The following is a 20,680-nucleotide window of genomic DNA, read 5'->3' as shown; positions in this document are numbered from 1 at the left end:
AGGGTTAGACTTACTCAACAAAGGCAATCTTATAGTTCTTACCCTGGAGTTCAAATTCAAACCCAACTTCTTTCCCCATCAGCTTGCTTCCCAAAGGCGATTGTGGTGAAACAGCAAAAATGGTTTTGTCGTTAAGATTGATTTTTGGTAATGCTGTTGAAATAAAAAGCATCATTTCATTTACAGTAACCAAACTTCCTAAGGCAATAACTTTGTGAGTAATAGTTTCATCAATAGTATTTAGTATTTTTTTTTGTTCTAATACTTCTTTAAGCTTATAATTCAATTTTTCTTGCTCGATATGCATCATCGATAAAGCCGTTTCGTGCTTATCACCTGCGGAACCTTTGGCATCGTTTTGTGCATCTTCTGTCAATCCTGAAATCATGTCTTGAAAAACATCAATTCGGTCTTGAAGCATTTCTTTGTAACGAAGAAGGATTTGTTGTTTTATAGTCATATTGTAGTTTAACCACTAAGTTCACTAAGAAGGCACAAGGTTCACAAAGAAATAGTGCGCTTGGTGCAAAACTTCGTGTGCTTCGTGGTTAGAAAATTAAAAATCAAATTCATGTTGTAGTTTAACCACTAAGCGCACTAAGAAGCCACAAGGTTCACTAAGAAATAGTGAGCTTAGTGCAAAAACTTTTTGACCTTAGTGGTTTTACAATTAAAAATCAAATTCATGTTATAGTTTAACCACTAAGTGCACTAAGAAGCCACAAGGTTTACTAAGAAATAGTGAGCTTAGTGCAAAAACTTTGTGACCTTAGTGGTTTTAAAATTAAAAATCAAATTTATAACTCGCGCCACCTAAAACCTGTATTCCTTGCACTGGATAACTCAACCAACGCTGGTACTCTTGATTGGCTAAATTGTTTCCCTTTAAGAAAAAAGTCATACGCTCGCTGAATTTATATCCGACATGCGCATTCAAATCGAAATAACTTTTTAAGGTGATATTCTCTATTGGAAAAGGGGTAACTAACGAACTGGTAATAAACTGGTCTTTTCTTTCTCCAACAAAATACAAACTAGTTCCCGCATACCATTTTGGGGTTATCGATACATCTAAAGTGGTAGCCAATTGTATCGCGGGCAAATTCCATGCTTCTTTCTCAGCATCAGTAGAAAAACTACTAAAGGTTCCGTTAATCCCAAAAGAAATGTTTTTAGAAAAATCGGCTTTCAATTCCCCAAAGAAGCTAACCGTTTTCACATTATCATAGACTACATCAAATGAGTTTCCAAAAGCAAATCCATCGGTATTCGCATTACTATCGTCGTAACCGTTACTTTTAAAAAGTGCTTTACCTTCTTCGTTTTTATATGACCCGCGAATGTTATAACTTATGTTACTCGCTAATTTTCCTTTCAAACCAGCATATACATCATATTTTTGATCTGTTGGTGCCACTCCAAGTGTTGGCGACACAAAGAAGTTTTGTTGCACAAAATCATGATAGGAATTCTGTTGTAACGTTCCTTCTAAACCCGCATAAAAAATCATTAAATCTCCGACAACTTTATATGATCCTGTGACTTGTGGATAGATAAAAAATTTACTTTCTCCAGCCTCTTGGGCTGCGCTATAAAAAAATGCTGCACCAACAGTCATCGACAAGTCGCCTTTATTGATTTTGATGCTTGGTTGAAATCCAACATTGGTAAATCCATATTTATAAGAGCTCCCGCCACTATAGGTTTGGTCGAAAGAACCACTAATGTAATCGAGGACAAAATCGGTTCTTATTTTTTGCTCAACAATGTCAAACTCTAACGATGGTTTGGCTACAAAACGATTTTCTGCTGATCCAAAAGCATCCCAAAAACGGCTGAATCTAACCGAGCTTTCTTTTAAAATAGTATCCAAACCCAATCTGCCGCCAAGATACAAGGTGTGGTAGGTTTGTTGCTCGTCTATAGTGTTAATTGTAGCATCATCAAAAAATGATGGATGAAGTCCGTACCAATTATAAACTTGATTTTGATACCCTAAATCGGCATTCCATGTCATTCCTCTTTTTCTACTTCCATAAGTCAGATCCAAAGCAGTATTAAACATTTTATCATCTAAAACTACATCACTAATTCCACCTTGAGTAGAATTATGACGTAACATACCTCCAAAATAATCGGTGTTACTAATGTTTTCCGTAATAAAAAGTTCCGCGTTTATGGTACCGAAATTTCCAGCTCCTAAAGTCAGATAGTTACTGAATATTTTTTCTTCAGCACTTTTGTCAACATTGGCTGCTTTCCCTTTGGAAGGTGCAAAAGTCGACGCTACTGGAAATGAAAAAATAGTGTACTGGATGTTTTCTTTTTTAGATGTGTTTTCATCATCTAAGGTTGGCGTTTCTTTGACTTTAAATGCATCCGAAATTGAAGGTGAATATGGCTTCACAACATTTACTACTTCTGTGCCAATGTTTTCGTCTTTTTTTTGGGCAAGAGAAAGTTGGGTGAAACAAAGGATTGCAATTATATATTTTAATTTTTTCATATCTATTTAAAATTACACAGAGTTTCACAAAGAAACTCGGAGATTCACAGAGATTTTAGTTTGTTATTGACGAATTTGTTTTAGAAATTTCTCCTTTGATGATGTCTAATTCTGTTTGAGCTTCAGTAATAACATCTTCGAATTCTTTGAAATTTTTAATCACGCTTTCTAAAATGGATGTTGCACTGAAATTGTCTTTCAATTGATAATAATTTTTAGCCATAACAATCAAACCTTTGGCTCCAAAATATTGATACCCTGAATAGTCTTTGGCCAATTTTTGAACGGTTTTATTAGAATCTTCATACTTGCCCTCTTTGTTTTTGAAATAGGCATCATAATACAGCGCTTCGGCTGCTAATTCTCCTTTTGCAATAGTTAGTAGTTTAGCGTAAGCGGTTCGAGCTTTTGGTTCATCATTCACTTTTATTGCAGCACGTGCCACAATAATCTGTGCATCACTTTTTATTTTATTGTCTGTTTTTGGGTTTGCCAAAACTTTATCAGCATAAACTACTGCATTGGCATAGTCTTTTTGATCAAAGTAAGCGCGCATCAAATTGGCTTGCGCAAAGGTTACATTTTGAGGAAAATCAGCTTCTGTTTCTATACGTTGTAATACCGGAAGTGCTTTAGTATAATCATCTTTTTTCAAATGAATTTCTGCTAATCGTGCTAAAGATTGCTCTGTAAATTCGTTTCTCGATTTACTAATTACAAATTCATAATTCGGAACTGCGTTGGTTTCTTTTCCATCTGCATAAAGTGATTGCGCCAAATAGAAATTGGCTTTCAAGTTGTGTATTCCGTTTGGAAACTGAGAAACATACCCACTCAAACTAGTTATTGCTTGCTTCGTATTATTTTGCAAAAATTGCTTTTCTGCCGCTTCATAGGTATCGTTATCCAAATCGGCATCAGAAACTTCAACAAAATCTAATGTTCGAACCCAAGCGGCATATTCATTCACTTTACCCATATCCATATAAACTAATCGAGCAGTAGAAACGGCTTCGGATGCTTCGGGTGTTCTTGGATATTTGGCGGCCACTTCTTTGAATTTCCCAATTGCCTGCTCATTTCTTTGACTATTATAGTAGACCAATCCTTGACGTAAAATTGCTTTAGAGGTAAATGAACCGTTCTTAAATTCACTCAACAATTGGTCATAGGTTTTGATTGCTAAATCGCCTTTATTTTCGGTTACATACGTATTTCCCAACTCGAACAAAGCATCATCGCGATATTGTGAGGTTTTGAATTTGGTTAGGAAAGAATTAAAGTCATCAATCTTCTTTTCGTTTTTACCCACAAATCCGTAGCTCAATGCTTTTTGAAACGCTGCATAATCCGCATCAATTCCTTTCATATCGATGGCTTTGTTGTAAGCATCCATAGCAGGCCAATATTTTGAAGTCACAAATCGGCTGTCGCCCAATCTAAGGTAGGAATCATTCAATCGCACTCGGTCATCCTTAGCACCTTCAACATACTTTTGAAAATAGCTAGCAGCTTGATCGTATTCTTTTTGCTTGAAATAGGCATAAGCAATATTGTAATTAATATTCTTGAACTCGGGTGTGTTTTTCGCTTCAGCAGAACCTTCAAACTGCTTGAAACTCGATGTTGCCTCAATAAAATTATCCAAAACATATTCGGTTTCTCCTTTCCAAAAAGTAGCGCGAGTGGTTATTTTCTCATTTTTGGCATTGGCTATCGATTTGGTAAACATACCCAACGCTTCTTGGTAATTTCCGTCGGTAAACAATTCAATTCCTCTGTAGAATAACACTTTTTGATAGGCTACTTTATTTTCAGGCGTATTGTTTTTCTCTAGTAAAGTTAGAGCGGCTTTATAGTTTTTTGAAGTGATATAGGAATTAATCAACAAGTTCTCAATCTCGTTCTTGGCTGGTGAAGTTGGATATTTATCAATAAAAGCCGACAAAACATCAGGCACGCTTTGATACGAGTTTCCAATTTCATAACTTAATTTAGCATAATTTAAATTGGCATCTTCTTGAATTTTTTTATCAAAATCCATTTCAGAGGCGCTTTTAAAGGCATTTAAAGCTTGTTGTTTTTTATCGGTTTTGAAGTAACATTCTCCCAAATGATAATAACCATTCTGCGCAACAGCATCTTTTCCATCAATGATTTTGTTAAACTGCAAAATGGCATTCTCATAGTCTTTTTGTTTATAATACGTATACCCTAATTGGTAAAAATCGGTATTGCTCCATTTTCCTTTTTTGCCTTTGTATTCTTTAAGATACGGCAATGCTTTGTCGTATTGTTGGAGATTGAAATAACTTTCACCAATTATTTTGTTCAGTTCGGATTTTTCAGAAGCATTTGATTTTGGCATCGCTACCAAACCTGCATCAATTGCTTTTTGAAAATCGCCCGATTTAAAATTCATATCCGCTTTGAAATAGGATAATTTTTCTGAATATTTTTCTTCTTTCTCAACTTGTTGAAAATACGTATTGGCTTCCTTATAATTGTTGCCCTCATATTGCATAAAACCAAGATAATATTTTGCTTGTGTACCGTATTCTTTTGACTTTTCGGCTTGAGTTAAATAGGTCTGTGCTTCTTTTTTATTTCCTGAAGTGAAGTGAGCATATCCTTTTTGAAACGTAAATTTTTCGGTTTGTTCGTAGGATAAAGAGTTTTCATCAACTTTTTCAAAATAGTGTAATGCTTGAGGAAATTTTCCTTGATCAAAATAATATTGCGCCACTTCAACATACGCTTGGTTTTGTTTAGAACTTGTTGGATAATCAGAAATGAATTTTTCGATTAATTCATCTGCATTGTTTTGATTTAAGTGAATAGCGCAAATACCAATATAATAAGCACATTCTGCCTGCACATCAAGTGAAATAGTATCTTGCTTCACTTTTTCAAATAGTATTTGAGCCGATTGGTATTGTTTGTCTTTAAACAAGAATATTGCATTATCAAATTGAGACAACTTGTTAGTATAAATGGCTGATTGTTGTCCAGAAACTTGCGGAATTCCAGCCATGAAAAGCATAAATAGTACTATTAAAATGTTGCGCATGATTTTTACTTTAATTTATCCAAAAATAGTATCCTATAACCTATAACGTAAATACTATTTGATTTATTATAAACATTCTTGTAAACAATTTGAAAAATTAAATTCCAATATTTAAAATTCCAAATCCCAATACTGTTATCTTTTTTTTGGAATTTGTATTTTGTATTTTGGAATTTTTATTTATTACATTTACCCAATAAACTAATTACCATGTCAGCAACAGTTCTATCGTTAAAAAATGTAACTATTTACCAAGAAAATAGAGTGATTTTATCACAAATAAATCTTGAGGTAAAAGAAGGTGAATTCCTTTATATCATTGGGAAAACCGGAACTGGAAAAAGTAGTTTTATGAAAACACTTTACGGTGATTTACCATTAACTGTTGGTTCAGGAAAAATTGTTGGTTATGACTTGGGTAGTTTAAAAGAAGATGACATACCATTTTTGAGAAGAAAATTAGGCATTGTTTTTCAGGATTTTCAATTATTACCCGACCGAAGTGTTAATGAAAACATGTTGTTTGTTTTAAAAGCAACAGGTTGGACCAATACTACTGAGATGCAAGTAAAAATTGATGATGTTTTACAACGTGTCGGGATGATTGGTTTTTCAAATAAAATGCCACATCAACTTTCTGGTGGTGAGCAACAAAGAGTGGCTATTGCCAGAGCTTTGTTAAATGATCCCGAATTAATCTTGGCCGATGAACCAACCGGAAATCTCGATCCTCAAACGAGTGCCGAAATTTTGGGTGTTTTGAAAAAAATTAACGATAACGGAAAAACGGTTATCATGGCAACTCATGACTATGCTGTTATCATGAAATTCCCAGCAAAAACTTTGAAATGTGAAGACAACACTATTTTTGAAGTGGTTCAAAGAACGGTTTAAATCGATTTGTTTCGGATAAAAATTTAGCTAAAAGCAAGATTGCAAAAGGGAAAGTCACTAAGTGAAATCGATCTCCTTGTCCGCACGAAATTCCGGATAAAACTATAATGTAAAGTATAAAAAAGCTAACAAAAGTAAAAGTGTTGGGTTTCTTATATGTTTTTATCAAAAAGAAAATAGACAACACTATTCCTATTATTGTCACTATTCTATTTTGCCATTTGGTTACATCAAAAACAATTGTTTTCCAAAAATTGAAATAGCTTTTATTCTCCTTATTTATAAGATCTTCTATACAGGCATTACCGGTTTTGGAATTCTCGGCAACATCTGAAAAATAAGCTTTTACCAAATTTGAAAAATTGGTTTTTATTTGAAGTGTTAAATCAACGAAAGCGACTCTTTTTTGGTCCGTAAAATCCAAACCAAATAAATATTCGGCTCTTGAATTATGTAGTTGCTCGAATTCTTTTCCGTTTTTAAAACAGTCTGCTTTACTACAAATGTAATTGTGATAGGTTACGCCATCAATATAACTAATCGTATAATCGCCGTATTGCGCTTTCATCCCAACAACCTGAATAGTTATCATCAGCAAACTTCCATAAAGGATAATCATGCTTTTTTGCTTGTAGTTTTTTAGAATTTCTTTTACAAAAAACAACACTATGATAATCGCAAAAAACTTGGCTCCTGGTTTTATCAGCATGCTCGACAATAGCAATGACAATGACAATGACAAGTACCAGAATTTCCCGGTTTTGTAATATTGGAACAATAAATAGAAAGCAAGAATGGCAAAAAAAACAAAGATGTTTTCAGTCAGTAAATGATAATTTAAAATACAGTTTCCAAAAATAAAGAAAGGCAAAATCGCAAAACAAAAAGCTACTTTTTCTCTGGCAAAATTCTTTATTATTTCAAATATAATAATTGAAGTTCCTAACCAGCAAAACAAATTTACCACAAAACTCCACTTAAAAATTCCGGCATCAGAACTGCCAAATAAATAAGGAATTCCCGTGATAAAAGCCATCAGCATCGGGCGATAGTAATGACCCGTAAACTTAAAATACATTTTTTGAGCCGACTCTAAATAGTTGGAACAATCCGGATAAATTAGTGTTTGTTTATCCAATTGCAATACCAAATTTAGTGTTTGCAAAAGAACAAAACCAACTAAAATAATACCCAAATGATATCGGTATTTTTTAATCATTCTTTTTATAAACATGCGGATTTTCTTTGAGTCCTTTTTTGAAAACTTTACGTAACGCCATTCTTAAAAATGTATCCGTTCTTAGCACGAAATCGGACAATTTATTTTCTGGACGGCCACGAAATGAAGTTACGTGAAATCGATCCGTTTCTAACAAAGGTTCATTTGCAAAATAATAATTAGACACACAACGTCTAAAACCTTCATGAACCACGGGAGAAACCGAATGCAGTGAACTGTTATGTGTCGCCATCACTACTAATCTATTAAACTTGCTGTGAATGGTGATTTGCTGCTCTTTTAAACCCTTTGGCCAAAGTTCTAAATTGCCACCGTATGCTTCTTTCCAATCGGGTGTGACATAGTACAACAAATTTAATACACGCCACAAATTGCGGTCTTTATCATGAGAATTGTCTAAATGTGGATTTAAAAACTGATTATTTCCCATCATCGAGATGCCACCAGCATATAAATATTCATCGGGTAATGGATTTAAAATAATACAGATCTCTCCAATAATAGCTACTATTCTCTTATCTTGAAAAGCATAGATAATTTCTTCTAATACTGGATTGTATAAGTTCATTTGAGCTGCAATATACTTATCTTCTCGAATGCTTTTCTTTAAAACCATTTGTTCTGGTTTAGGAAAAACATTATGAATTTGCATCGCAATGTCATTGGGTAACAAATCATCAATAAAAAAATACCCAATACTAGAATTCGAATTTTGGAATTGGTTTTTTAATGATTCTTTACTAGAAGAAATCTTTTCGAAAATAAGATTTGCTAAATCAATTCTATTCATAGTGTTAATATTGCCAAAAAATATATTTCTTTGTAAAGGTATTATTTAATTCCATTCAGTAAATGATTTCAATTCTAATTCCATCCTATAACTATAATACATTATCACTAGTTGAGGAATTAAACCATCAAGCTATTTTGGAAAATATTGTGTTTGAAATCATAGTCCAAGATGATGCTTCACCAGTTAACGAAATCACAGCAATAAATTTAAAAATTAATCAACTACCAAACTGCAAATTCGAAAGAAATGAAAGGAACCTCGGACGAGGCCAAAATCGAAATTCTTTAGTGTCTAAAGCAACATATGATTGGATTTTATTACTAGATTGCGATACATTTCCCAAATCAAAAAATTTTATAAAGAAATATATTGAAAGTACTAAAGACAACCTTAAAAAAGCCGTTTTTGGTGGCATTATTTATCATGATGAAAAACCAAAAGAAGATGAAATGTTACGTTGGGTTTTTGGTAAAAACAGAGAAGAAATTCCGCTACAAAAAAGACGCGCCCATCCTTTTCATTATGCCTTAATTTCGAATATTTTAATTCGAAAAGAAGTGCTCGTTTCTTATCCTTTTAATAGCCAAATTTTCAATTATGGTTATGAAGATATTGTTTTTGTTTTGCGATTAAAAAAAGTGCAAATTTCAATCGATCATATAGAAAATCCAGCGTATCATGTAAACCTAGAAAAATCTGCGATTTTTTTGAATAAATTTCACAGCTCGTTGCAGAATCTAAAACTAGTTTTAGACAATAAAATTATAAGTCCGAACGACACTTCTTTGACCAGAATTTATGAAAAATTAGAACGATTTCATTTGGTAACACTAGCTGCTTTTCAATTCAATATGTTTAATAAATATTTGACGAAAAATTTACTCTCAAAAAACCCATCCTTATTTATTTTTGATATCTATCGTTTGGGTTATTTTTGTAAATTAAACAAACGCTGATGCCCTATTTTTCAATAATAGTTCCTGTCTTTAACAAACAAAAATTTGTTGCAAAAACATTGAAAAGTGTTTTAGTTCAAACGTTTCTTGACTATGAAATTATTATTGTAAATGATGGCTCGACAGACAATAGCGAAGCTGAAATACTTGCTCTACACGATACTAGAATTCGATACTACTCCAAAAAGAATGAAGGTGTTGCTGTAGCACGAAACTTTGGGATAGAAAAAGCCACTTCAGATCTTATTTGTTTTCTAGATGCTGACGATTATTGGTATCCTAATTTTTTAGAAACGATGCATCGCTTTTCAGCCGAATTACCGGATCAAAAAGTATTTGCGACAGCTATCGAAATTGAAACGAGTAAAAAATACCTCAAAGCACAATATTCCGTTCCAAAAAAATCTGATTTTGAAATCGTAAACTTCTTTGATGGCAGTCAGAAAGAATGTGTACTTTGGACATCTAGTGTTTGCATTCATAAAAGTGTTTTTGAAAAAGTTGGAACATTTGATGTCAAAATAAAACACGGCGAAGACACCGAAATGTGGATTCGGATTGGCTTAGAATTACCAGTTGTTTTTATTCGAAAAGTCTTAGCGCGATATGTATATGATGCTGAAAGTGTTTCCCGAAATTCGAATTACTATTTTGAACACTATACTTTCGATAAATATGCTTTAGAAGAAAAGAAAAATCCGGCGGTGAAAAAATACATGGATTTAAATCGGTTTTCAGCAGTGATAAAATGCCATCTCAATGGTGATTGGAAAACGGCACATGAAATTTATGCTGAAATTAATTTGAAAAATCTAAGTGTAAAAAAAAGATTGCTACTTCAATTACCTACATTCCTATTGAAAGTACTCATTCGAATGCAGCAAATATTGGTCACTATTGGATTAGGAACTTCGGTTTTTAGATAATCTATACTCTTCAAAATTTCTAATATAATCTTCTTCTTCAAAAATGGCTGATGCCAAAACCAAACAAACCGAACCTGAAGAAAAATTCTCCAATTCGCGCCAAATTCCATTTGGAATCAGTAATCCAACATTTGGTTTATTTAAGGTAACTGTTTTTTGTTCATGACCATCACTCAAAATCACATCAAAACTACCACTCAACGCCACTAATAGTTCTTGACAATTTTTGTGTGAATGTCCACCACGTCTTCCTCCACTTGGAATGTCGTAAAGATAATATACCCGTTTCATTTCAAACGGGATAGCTTCGCCTTGTATCACAGAAAGATTGCCACGCGTATCGTGAACTTTAGTAATGTCAATAATCTGAACGTCGATTATGGTTGTCATTTTTCGGATAGTAATTGTTTCCATTGTAATGCAATGGTTTTCAAAGATAAATGTTCTACGCTTTTTTGCGCATTTTTTTTACAATTTTGATATAATTTTTCATCAGAAATCAGATCGATAATAGCTTGAGACAATGCTTCTTCTTCATTATTTGGAACCAATATTCCGTTATACCTATTTTGAATAATTTCTTTTGGACCTGTTTCACAATCTACTGAAATTACTGGAGTTCCAGCAGCTAATGATTCTAAAATCGACATTGGAAAACCTTCAAAATGACTGGTTAAAATAGTGCATTTTGCATGCTGAATATAGGGTAAAATATTTTTTTGGAAAGGTATAATTTGGATGTGATTTTCTAACTGTAACTCGATGACTTTAGCTAAAATAAATTCCTTGCTTGAACCATCACCAATGATGAGCAATTTAATGTCATTTTCATAAACTTTTGATTTGGAGAATGCATGTAATAGTAAGCTGAAATTTTTAATTCCTTCTTCCAATCTACCAAAAAACAAAATGTAATTTTCAGGAATAGCTGCTGGCTTTTCAAGAATAGTTGCAGGGAAAACAATTGGATTATAGATGGTTTTTGTATTGGTAAATTGATAGTTGTTCTTTAGTTTTTCTTCTATTTCGTGAGACACACAAACCAATTTAGTGGCGTTTCCGAAAATATATTTTGCCCAAAAAACAGAATTCGTCAAATACATTTCTAGATTGGAACTATGAAAGAAATAATAAATTTTTCGATTACCGTAAATCCATTTTGTGAATAATTCTCTTGGTATTGTTGGTCTGGAGCGATTGTCAATAACCATCTCGATATCATTTTCAGCAAGGTATCTTGCAATATATTTCCCTTTTTTTACAGCTCTGAAAATACCTTTTTCATTGGCAAACAACTTCCCTAAATTGACTAAAGTTCCTTTGTAATCATAATCAACATAATCAAGTATAATAATATGATGCACTTCATAACCCAAGTCGTGCAGCATGAAACTCAACAAACCTGCAAAACGCTCAGCACCACCAACACCAAGTGATGCGGAAACTATAGCAATTTTGTTGTTGTTTTTCATTTCTTACTTATATTGCATCAAATATAGAAATATTTAAGTTTACTATTCTCGATACATTTTGTTTCCTTCGGCCGTTGCTTTCGCATAAGCCGTCACTTCGAGTGTCCGCCTTGCCGGATGTATCGAGAAGCGAAACAAAACACTCAAACTGACGAAAAAATAAAATGAAGATTTTACTCATTGGAGAATACAGCCGATTGCACAATTCCTTAAAAGAAGGATTACAAAAACTTGGACATGAGGTTACTATTCTCGGATTTAGTGATGGTTTCAAAAATTATCCTGTTGATTTTAAGTTAGCCAAAAAGTGGGACGCTGGATTACTCAAAAAAATTAAGTTGTTTGTTCTTGTTCTATTTGGTTTTGATATTACTTCCTACTTGATTTATCGTCAATTTTGGAGAAAAAGAAATCATTTTACCAATTTTGATGTGGTACAACTCATAAATGAAAACAGTTTTTTTTGTAATTATAGCAATGAAAAAAAGATTTTAGATTTCATTTTTGCCAACAATAAAAAAGTGTTTCTGCTTTCTAGTGGTGATGATTATCCTTATGTCGAATACAATTTCAAACATCCTGAAAATCCGTCCATAATTCAACCTTATTTGGCTGGAAAAATTGCAGATAAGAATTTTTCGAATGTTTTAAAATTTAGAACCAAATCGTTTGAAAAACTGCATCAGTATATTTATACAACTATTCAAGGTGTGATTGCAACCGATATCGATTATCATATTCCGCTTCAAAATCATTCGAAGTATTTAGGAATGATTCCAAGTCCGATAAACCTGGATAAATTTGCGAAAAGCGAATTGAAAATAGATGATAAAATTGTCATTTTTCATGGTATCAATCGAGAAAGTTATTTTAAAAAAGGAAATGATTTTTATGAGAAAGCGCTTGAAATTATTAAACAGAAATATGGAGAGAATGTAGAAATTCTAACCGTCGAAAATGTACCTTACATCAAATACATAAATCTGTATAATCAAGCGCATATAGTACTTGACCAATTGTATGGCCACGATCAAGGCAGTAATGGTTTAGAAGGAATGGCAAAAGGGAAAGTAGTTTTTACTAATGCAAGTGAAGTCTTTGAAAAGCATTATAATCTGACTGAAAAAGTAGCGATAAACGGGTTACCCGATGTGGATTATTTAGTTAAGGAATTATCATTTTTAATTGAAAATCCAAACGAAATTCAAGCCATCGGTAAACGAGCAAGAGCGATTATAGAAAAGGAGCATGATTATTTGAAAATTGCAGAGAAATATATTGAGGTTTGGAATAAAAAAAGGGATGGCCAATAACCATCCCTTTCTCAAAATAAAATTTTAAAAACCTATTCTTTTATAAATTTAAGAGTCTCATTAATTGAGTTTGAATTTAACTTCACTAAATAGATTCCGGTTGGAAGATTAGGAATATTCAACTCAAATTCATTTTGATTTACTTTTGTTTCATAAACAAGTTTTCCAAACACATCAAAAACATTTACCGACAAATCCTTAACTTCTTTTTCTCTCAAAAATATTGAAAATGAACCGTTGTTAGGATTTGGAAACAATACAGCATCCTTAACATTTTTGATAACACTTTCATCCTTAATTACACCACCCCCACCTTTCGAAGTCAAACCACAAACAGTCAAATTCCCTCTAACTTTCAAATCCATATTGCCTGTTGAATTTGGCCTAAAATCAGCATTTGTAATTTCAATATTGTTTTTTGCGGTAAACGAAGAAGTGTTAACATCCATAAAAACAACATTGTTCATTGTCAACTTATTGTTTATTCTTGAAAGGTCAAAATTAAATCTAGTAAAAGTGTGATTCTCAATAACTGAGTTCCCATTTGTTTTCGTCATTTCATCAACAAAAATAACACTTTTACCAATTTCAAGTTTTCCTGACCCAACTTTATCGGTGTAGTTTTGATTTAGTGTTGAATAATGCTCAATATCTTTTGACGTTAATTGCAGAACACTTCTTGCTTCAGTAGAGTTAAGGCAAGGATTTACCGTAAACATCAAACCGAGTGTCCCAGAAACAATTGGGGCGGAAAATGAGGTTCCATTATTATACAATGGCATGCCTGAGGATGGGTTTAAATATGCTGAATAATCAAACACATCATATCCAGTAGACATTAAATCAACAAGACCATTAACTGTATGTCCCCATTGAAAACCATCAGGATTATAGACGTTTTGATAATACCCATTTCTTAATACTCCTACTGGGTTATTTGGGTCCAAAGAACTTGCAGATGCAGATACCGAATCTTGCAATCGAACATGAATTGGAAACCAAGGCGAAGTACAACAATAACTTGGATTAATTAATGGGTCAGCAATATTTGATAATGGCAAAGTGTAAGGATTCTTATGATTTACCGTTGAAACTGAAATAACGTTGTCATATGAGGCTGGGTAAATGAATAGTTCTCCAAAAGGAGTAATTGGATTTCCGTTTGGCACTCCGCCTGACGACTCTTGACTTATATAGGATTGAGCTGTAGAATAAGATGGGAGATTTCCAGCAGCTCCAACAAAAACAACATCGTAAGTTGTAACTAAAAAATTAATGATGTCTTGTTCAATTTGCCTATATCCAACCATATAATTTTGATGACCCCAGCCGTTATGCCAACTCATATTTATCACTCTTGCACCTCCTGCTGCTAATTTTCTTAAATTATTAAACGCAGTTACACTTGAAATGTCACCAAAACCTATAGGGGATGCTAAAATATTACAATCCATACATACGCCAACACTACCCGAATTGTTTCCTCTACCTGCGGCTAATTCGGCTACAGCGGTACCATGCTCCCAACTTGAAGAGAACCCATTCCATCCTGGAACAAAGGATAATTTATTGCTTAAATCTGGGGAGGTATTATCAAATGCTGTATCAGAAATACCGACGATAGTTGAGGGATTACCTCTTGTAATATCCCAAGCAACTGGTGCAGAAAGATAATCTAGTTCACTTCTTGAAACATTTGCACCTGTGTTAGGTAAATGTGTAGTTCCATAATCGGTAGGATAATAATTTAATGTACCAACTGTTTTATCGGTCAAATCATCCGAATTTAAAAAGTTAGATTGAAAACCATTCTTCAATTCATTAATCAAAGTACTACTGTCAGTTACAACTAAAAAAACATTTAAGATTTTTGTACTTTCAACAAAATCTGGAAATGCTTGCTTAAAATCGTAGATTTTATATTTATCAAAAACTACCTTCATTCCTTGATTTGTACCTGAATATATCAGCAATCCATTCTGTATTGTGAAAGTTGGTGCCTGAGTGTAGTCATTCAAATATAGGTAATAGGTATATATTTTTGATTGCGCATTTAATGAAAGGCAAAAAAAACAAAGTATAAACAAATAAATATTTTTCATATTTACTATTTTTTAAGTTCAGCTTTCAAACTGTTTATTTCCTTGTTCATCTCTATCATATAGAGAGTTAATTCTTCCACTTTTTGAAGTAGTAACTTGTTCATTTCTCCTACTTCAATACCGTTTTGTTCCACCTCTTTCGCAGATGGAATATCTTTTAAATGTCCATTATCCTTGATATGCTGCTCTACTTCCTCTAAAGTTGGCAAATTATAGTCTTTATTGAAAACATAATCAGCCCAAGTTGTATATACTCTAACCCTTTCCGCTCTAATTGCCCCTTAAACTGATAATCTATAGGTATCAAGACCATCAACAAAATTTGTTGTTCCAATACCTAAATAAGAATCTGATTTTGGTAAAGAAAGAACAGTTTTATTATTTCCGTCATCATAAACTTTAAAAACTTCTGTTTGAGTTTTATCTAACATAATCAGATTAGTCGTTCCACCAGTCTCACCTGTCATTCTATATCTTCCAAAATCATTTCTGTCTTCTATACTAAATAGAAAAGAAGATTTAGCATCTAAATTAGAAACGGGAAAATCAAAGAAATTTATCATTCTTGTATTTAAATAACCAACTCCTGAACCAATCGATTTTCCAATACCAGCAACTACACATTTATCATTTCTATCAAGAAATGAAGAAAATGTTTGACCATCAGCTAAACTGCTTGTAAAAACGGATTGATTTGCTTTCAGGATTCCTGAAACATCTAGTTTAGCAGTTGGAGCAGCATTCCCAATTCCAACATTCCCATTACTTCCATTTACAAATAAGTTGCCTCCTGCAGTAGCTGAATTAAAATTTAAATTATTATTGTTAAGTGTTACAGTTCTGTTTGATAACAAAGTTCCATTACTGTTATAAATATTCGTTACTGTCGGAGCAGTATTCACAACAGGGGTTAAAATAATGTTACCCGAAGCGTCAACACTAAGAGCCTTACTATTTCCTGTAGTTGTAGCTGTAGCACTTGTCATGTTAGTTAATCTAATCCCAGATGTACCTGCTGTTGCACTTGTAACTTGCAATCTAGTAGATGGCGATGTTGTTCCAATACCAACATTGGTATTTGCACCAGTAGGAAAAGTGTTTTGCGCATATCCAAAGATAGCTGTAAAAAACAAACTGCTTAATAAAATACTTTTTCTCATAATAAAATGTTCTAGTTGTTTAACATCTCAAATATAATAAAAAAATACTTATAAAATTTTTGTTAAATTAATAATTAAACTTAAAGTAACATTAAACTTAGAAAAAACGAATTAAGTTATATTTGAAATAAAAAGATGAAACTAAAACAACCAAATTCATTATTTGTAATTCCTACGGATTTTTTTTATTATGTAATCTTTAAAGTCAATTCTTTGATTAAGCTCAGTATAAGAATAAACAACTGAAATCAGGAACAATATCGAAATTAGAATATATGTATATAATTGCTCAAAACTGTATATAATTATAATTGCCAAAATTCCAATAATTAGGCTCACCATTATTAATTTTCTACAAGATTGTACAAATAAAAAATCATAATGCTTGTTAACCAATTTATAAACATAAACTGCGTATATAGCATAGTTTAAAAAATAAGCAATTCCCAAACCTAATAAACCATAATATTTATATAATACTATTGATAAAAAAAAGTTAAGAAAATCGCTAAACAATGCCTGTTTAAAGAATAATTTTTTGTTGCCTTTTACCAAAACGATGTAACCCAAAGGAAAGATAACCGCTTTTAGAATCACAGAAAATAAAGCTACTTTCAAAATTAAAAAAGTACTTGAAAATTCTTTAGTATATAATAATTCTATTAAAAATGGAGCCGCCAAATACAAAAAGACTATCGCTGGCGTGACCAAAATTAAGGCAATTTCTATTTGATTATTTACCAGTTGTTTTACTTTTTCATTATCTGCACTTACAAAGGTTAATTTGGGATAAAAATCATATGACATTGCGTTAAAAATCATTCCTAAGTAGTTTATCAAAATTACAGTACTTACTTCATAAAATCCCAAAACTTGTGATGATGCTCCATTGTCATTCAGATAAAGTTTAATGCTGAAATTGCAAATCTGTCCCAGAATTAAATTTATCGACATAAAAAATCCAAACTTAAAAATTGGTGATGCATTATTATAAAACTCTTTAAACCCAAAAAGATTAATTGTAAATTTATGTTGTCTAGTGAAATAATAAGTAACCAAAAACATCACGATACTAGAATATATCATTGCCCAAATTATCCCTTCAATCCTTAAAAAATAATAAATTACAATAGTTCCAATAGCAGTAATTAAAGCTGCAATACTATTGCATATTGCCAAAGTTTTAATGTTATTTACTCCTTGAAGCACCGCCATTCGAGCATTGGATATACTTGTTATGAGAAGATAGAAAGATAATATCATAAACCAATGCTGCTTTTCGGTATCGCCAAAAGTTAAAACACTTAGTCCTTTACTAAACACCAAGCAAACTATTGCACCCGAAACACCAATAAATACTGACATTCTTTGTAATAAAGCAATTGTCTTAGATAGTTGAGAATCATCATCTAAATTACTTACCAAAGCTACTTCTCTTGTGGCAACCGTGAGAAATTCAAAATTGGTAATCGCTACTATAATATTGACTGCATTCGTTAAAAGTGACAACAATCCAAAACCAATTGGCCCAAGATAAACCGCAACAAATTTAGAACTTACAATACCCACTAAAGTTCTGAAAATCTGCATGGATCCAAAAACTCCTGTGGCTTTTACAATAGAACGATATGATTTACTATTCTCATTACTCATAACAAAATCAATCTATTTTGCAACCCATTTTTATATAAAAATCTTTGAAACTTCCAACCCAATCTATCCAATTTTTTGATAAAATCTTTTTTTGAGAATTTTCATCAAGTATTTTAATTATTGGTTGAACTTGAATATCATTGGGCAAGGAACTTATAACATCTAATTGATTATGTAACCATGCTTCATTCATAAGTTTATTAAATACAAACATATCAACATTTTCAGCATATACTTCCTTATCCTGATTGGTTGCTGATGAAATAAATCCAGTTCTCAATATTTCATGTTTGTATCTTGCAAATTGCAGATTCTTATTTTGATTTCTGAAGACCTTAACAGCATTAAAAATTTGTAGTCCTTCATCAATACTGTTCTGATGGTTATCCCATAATTTGGTAAAATAGTTTTTATTGAAAATCATTCCTGCAACTGCATAAATTGTTCGGTAGGCAAGCTCTCTTTCGTCGGTATTTATTTTAAAAAAACGAAGTGCTTTTCTGATTTTAAAACAATCAAACTTGTAAAAAACAAAATAATATATAGCTGGAATTGTGGTAAATAATTTAGGAATAAGAAGTATAATATTCTTTAGGGGAATTTCTTTTTTGCTTTGATTGATTCTTGCATTTCCAATCCAATACAGTTTGGTCAATGCAACATTATTAATAGCTATTTCCTTATTTACCTCATCAAGATTAATATCATTAATAAACCAAGTATCATCTTCAATCAGAATAAAATTTTCGGAGGCTTTTTGGGCTGCGTCAACCCAAAGATTTATGGGTATATTATATTTTTCAGGTCTTTTACCTTCAATTGTATACCGAACTTTTTCTTCATAGAACACGGACTTGTTTATTATAACATTGGGATATTTATCAATAATCTTATCTAAATAAATTTGTGGTGTTCCATCGTCTAAAATCTTTATTTTTCCATTACCAATGTTCACATGCTTATTGATTGAAAATAAACATCTATCCAAATAATATGGTCTGTTAAACGATTTTATTAAAATATCCATAATAGGTTATAAATCTCTAATCACCTTTGCCGGATTTCCTGCGGCTATTACATTTTCGGGTATGTTTTTAGTTACAATCGAACTATTACCAATTACTGAATTTTTGCCAATAGTTACGCCTTTTAGGATAGTCACATTATCGCCTAAGAAAACATTTTCACTAATTGTAACTGCTACTGATTTAATATCATCTCTTACTCTTTTATCAACATCTAGATTATGACCGTCATTATCAATAATCGAACAATTAACCCCAATTAAAACATTGTTTTGAATCGTTATTTTTGAAAAAGCTACTGCAGAAAACGCATTATTTATCGAAACATTATCTCCAAAAATAATTTCACTTTCGCTATTTCGGGCTTCTAAAAAAGTATAATGTGAATAATAGTTTGGAGATGCAATTACCCCAATTTGAACGTTTTTACCAAAATTAATTTTTCCTTTTCCTTTAAGTAAAAGCGGTAAGTATAAATTTGGTTTTCCTGTTACTCGTTGGCAATCCGAAAGCAATTTATACTTCCAAATCCTTAAAAAAACGAAAAAAAAATATTTTATTCTATTCATATACTTTAAATTAAAACACCATCTAACAATAGATAAGTTTCTGTATTTACTTCATAATAATCTTGTACTGTCGTTTTGGCTCCAAAAGTTTCTTTCCAAAACAAAATACCTTCGTTTATTTTTTTGCCGTTTTCTTCATGTGAAGGTCCAAAATCAAAATAATTTTTGTTTTTAAAAACAGTTGTAATCAAATGATGGTAAAGATAGTCCAAACTTCCTAATTCATTCTTCTGCTCATTTCCCGAAATATATTGTGGATGTGCTACTTTATCTGTAACAAAAATAGTTGTGCCTGCCACAATTTTATCTTCGTGATATACATTAAAATGTCGAATGTTATCAGGAAACTTTTGTTGCAAGTTTATAATTTCTGCTACAATGTGAACTGGTTTGGCGTTATGTTTTTTATCCAAATTAGGAATTAAAATTTCATTCCAAAATAAATCAAATTCAAGCTCCTCCTTTATGACTAAATTGTTCTTTTCACCACGTCTAATGCTTTCTTTTCGGGTTTTAGAAAACGAAAAAGGTTTGGTTAAATCAATAACTGAAAGACAATCTCTACGAACTAATTTAGCATCTGCCAAAAACAAAGCATATTCAATTTCTTCAGCAAAAAAAGTATTATAAATTGATGGAATTAATTTCACTTGAAAAGTTTTAATGCTATTTTGATTCAAAAACTGCAAAACAGATTTTGTTAGAGCAATAACTTCTCCCAATTTGATTTTACTGTCAAAAACAAATCCACCATAGGTTAATCCCTGATGGGAAAAAAGTGTGTTATCTAATCTATTTGCCGGAATAACACAAACCAATTTTTCGCCTTCAAAAACCAAAATCGAAAAATCCTGAAATCGATCAGCATGGTATTCCATAAAGTCACGATGAAAAAGAAAAGTGGCATTTTTGGCAGTACTAATAAAAGCATTCCAAACTGCAAAATCTTCTATGGTATATTGTCTGACAGTATAGTTTTTCACGTTTAGTTTTTAAACATC

Annotated in this window: 18 protein-coding genes; 4 read left to right on the top strand and 14 right to left on the bottom strand. The window is 32.1% G+C overall.

The window, feature by feature from the left end; all coding sequences use genetic code 11:
* Positions 1–10: 10 nt before the first annotated feature.
* The 3 genes from ACIQ2L_RS09920 to ACIQ2L_RS09910 form a co-directional block, all read right to left on the bottom strand.
* Entirely contained in the window at positions 11–460 is a 450-nt protein-coding gene (locus ACIQ2L_RS09920) for a hypothetical protein (protein ID WP_396158301.1), read from the bottom strand.
* A 324-nt stretch (positions 461–784) separates the two neighbouring features.
* Positions 785–2,506 (bottom strand): TonB-dependent receptor, encoded by a 1,722-nt coding sequence (locus tag ACIQ2L_RS09915; RefSeq protein ID WP_396158299.1) that lies wholly within the window; start codon positions 2,504–2,506, stop codon positions 785–787.
* Positions 2,507–2,561: 55 nt separating this feature from the next.
* Positions 2,562–5,576, bottom strand: a complete 3,015-nt coding sequence (locus tag ACIQ2L_RS09910; protein WP_396158297.1) for a tetratricopeptide repeat protein — start codon at positions 5,574–5,576, stop codon at positions 2,562–2,564.
* 210 nt (positions 5,577–5,786) lie between these two features.
* On the opposite strand from ACIQ2L_RS09910, the gene ACIQ2L_RS09905 reads away from it, so the two are divergent.
* Positions 5,787–6,470, top strand: coding sequence for a cell division ATP-binding protein FtsE (locus ACIQ2L_RS09905; RefSeq protein ID WP_396158295.1), 684 nt, complete (start codon positions 5,787–5,789; stop codon positions 6,468–6,470).
* Here the strand turns inward: ACIQ2L_RS09905 and ACIQ2L_RS09900 are convergent.
* Both ACIQ2L_RS09900 and ACIQ2L_RS09895 read right to left on the bottom strand, forming a co-directional pair.
* Positions 6,439–7,689: a hypothetical protein gene (locus ACIQ2L_RS09900; RefSeq protein WP_396158293.1), complete on the bottom strand. Its 1,251-nt coding sequence runs from the start codon at positions 7,687–7,689 to the stop codon at positions 6,439–6,441. The genes ACIQ2L_RS09905 and ACIQ2L_RS09900 overlap by 32 nt on opposite strands.
* Complete coding sequence (locus ACIQ2L_RS09895; protein ID WP_396158291.1) at positions 7,682–8,500, bottom strand: 2OG-Fe(II) oxygenase; 819 nt, start codon at positions 8,498–8,500, stop codon at positions 7,682–7,684. Before ACIQ2L_RS09895 ends, ACIQ2L_RS09900 begins: the two co-directional genes overlap by 8 nt.
* 62 nt (positions 8,501–8,562) lie before the next feature.
* Between ACIQ2L_RS09895 and ACIQ2L_RS09890 the strand changes: the two genes are divergently transcribed.
* Positions 8,563–9,459, top strand: coding sequence for a glycosyltransferase family 2 protein (locus ACIQ2L_RS09890; protein WP_396158289.1), 897 nt, complete (start codon positions 8,563–8,565; stop codon positions 9,457–9,459).
* Entirely contained in the window at positions 9,459–10,385 is a 927-nt protein-coding gene (locus tag ACIQ2L_RS09885) for a glycosyltransferase family 2 protein (RefSeq protein WP_396158287.1), read from the top strand. Before ACIQ2L_RS09890 ends, ACIQ2L_RS09885 begins: the two co-directional genes overlap by 1 nt.
* On the opposite strand, the gene ACIQ2L_RS09880 is transcribed toward ACIQ2L_RS09885, so the two are convergent.
* Together ACIQ2L_RS09880 and ACIQ2L_RS09875 are read right to left on the bottom strand one after the other, a co-directional pair.
* Positions 10,362–10,775, bottom strand: coding sequence for a sugar 3,4-ketoisomerase (locus ACIQ2L_RS09880; protein ID WP_396158285.1), 414 nt, complete (start codon positions 10,773–10,775; stop codon positions 10,362–10,364). The two genes, ACIQ2L_RS09885 and ACIQ2L_RS09880, sit on opposite strands and share 24 nt — an antisense overlap.
* On the bottom strand, positions 10,772–11,857 hold the full coding sequence (locus ACIQ2L_RS09875; protein WP_396158283.1) for a glycosyltransferase: 1,086 nt from the start codon (positions 11,855–11,857) through the stop codon (positions 10,772–10,774). The genes ACIQ2L_RS09880 and ACIQ2L_RS09875 overlap by 4 nt, the downstream gene beginning before the upstream one ends.
* A 164-nt stretch (positions 11,858–12,021) precedes the next feature.
* On the opposite strand from ACIQ2L_RS09875, the gene ACIQ2L_RS09870 reads away from it, so the two are divergent.
* On the top strand, positions 12,022–13,170 hold the full coding sequence (locus tag ACIQ2L_RS09870; protein WP_396158281.1) for a glycosyltransferase: 1,149 nt from the start codon (positions 12,022–12,024) through the stop codon (positions 13,168–13,170).
* A gap of 32 nt (positions 13,171–13,202) precedes the next feature.
* On the opposite strand, the gene ACIQ2L_RS09865 is transcribed toward ACIQ2L_RS09870, so the two are convergent.
* From ACIQ2L_RS09865 to ACIQ2L_RS09835, 7 genes are all read right to left on the bottom strand, one after another.
* Positions 13,203–15,272, bottom strand: coding sequence for a S8 family serine peptidase (locus tag ACIQ2L_RS09865; protein WP_396158279.1), 2,070 nt, complete (start codon positions 15,270–15,272; stop codon positions 13,203–13,205).
* Between the two features lie 5 nt (positions 15,273–15,277).
* Complete coding sequence (locus ACIQ2L_RS09860) at positions 15,278–15,481, bottom strand: hypothetical protein (RefSeq protein WP_396158277.1); 204 nt, start codon at positions 15,479–15,481, stop codon at positions 15,278–15,280.
* A 72-nt stretch (positions 15,482–15,553) separates the two neighbouring features.
* Positions 15,554–16,432: a hypothetical protein gene (locus ACIQ2L_RS09855; protein WP_396158275.1), complete on the bottom strand. Its 879-nt coding sequence runs from the start codon at positions 16,430–16,432 to the stop codon at positions 15,554–15,556.
* Positions 16,433–16,591: 159 nt separating this feature from the next.
* A complete protein-coding gene (locus tag ACIQ2L_RS09850) occupies positions 16,592–18,085 on the bottom strand; it encodes an oligosaccharide flippase family protein (protein WP_396158273.1) in 1,494 nt (497 codons plus the stop codon).
* Positions 18,086–18,092: 7 nt separating this feature from the next.
* On the bottom strand, positions 18,093–19,112 hold the full coding sequence (locus tag ACIQ2L_RS09845; RefSeq protein ID WP_396158271.1) for a hypothetical protein: 1,020 nt from the start codon (positions 19,110–19,112) through the stop codon (positions 18,093–18,095).
* Positions 19,113–19,118: 6 nt separating this feature from the next.
* A complete protein-coding gene (locus ACIQ2L_RS09840; protein ID WP_396158269.1) occupies positions 19,119–19,679 on the bottom strand; it encodes an acyltransferase in 561 nt (186 codons plus the stop codon).
* 5 nt (positions 19,680–19,684) lie between these two features.
* Positions 19,685–20,662, bottom strand: a complete 978-nt coding sequence (locus ACIQ2L_RS09835; RefSeq protein ID WP_396158267.1) for a GNAT family N-acetyltransferase — start codon at positions 20,660–20,662, stop codon at positions 19,685–19,687.
* Positions 20,663–20,680: the final 18 nt, after the last annotated feature.

Source organism: Flavobacterium sp., assembly GCF_044369455.1.
Taxonomy (GTDB): domain Bacteria; phylum Bacteroidota; class Bacteroidia; order Flavobacteriales; family Flavobacteriaceae; genus Flavobacterium.
Note: the sequence above shows the minus strand (reverse complement) of the source record. Positions and strands in the feature narration are given on the sequence as shown.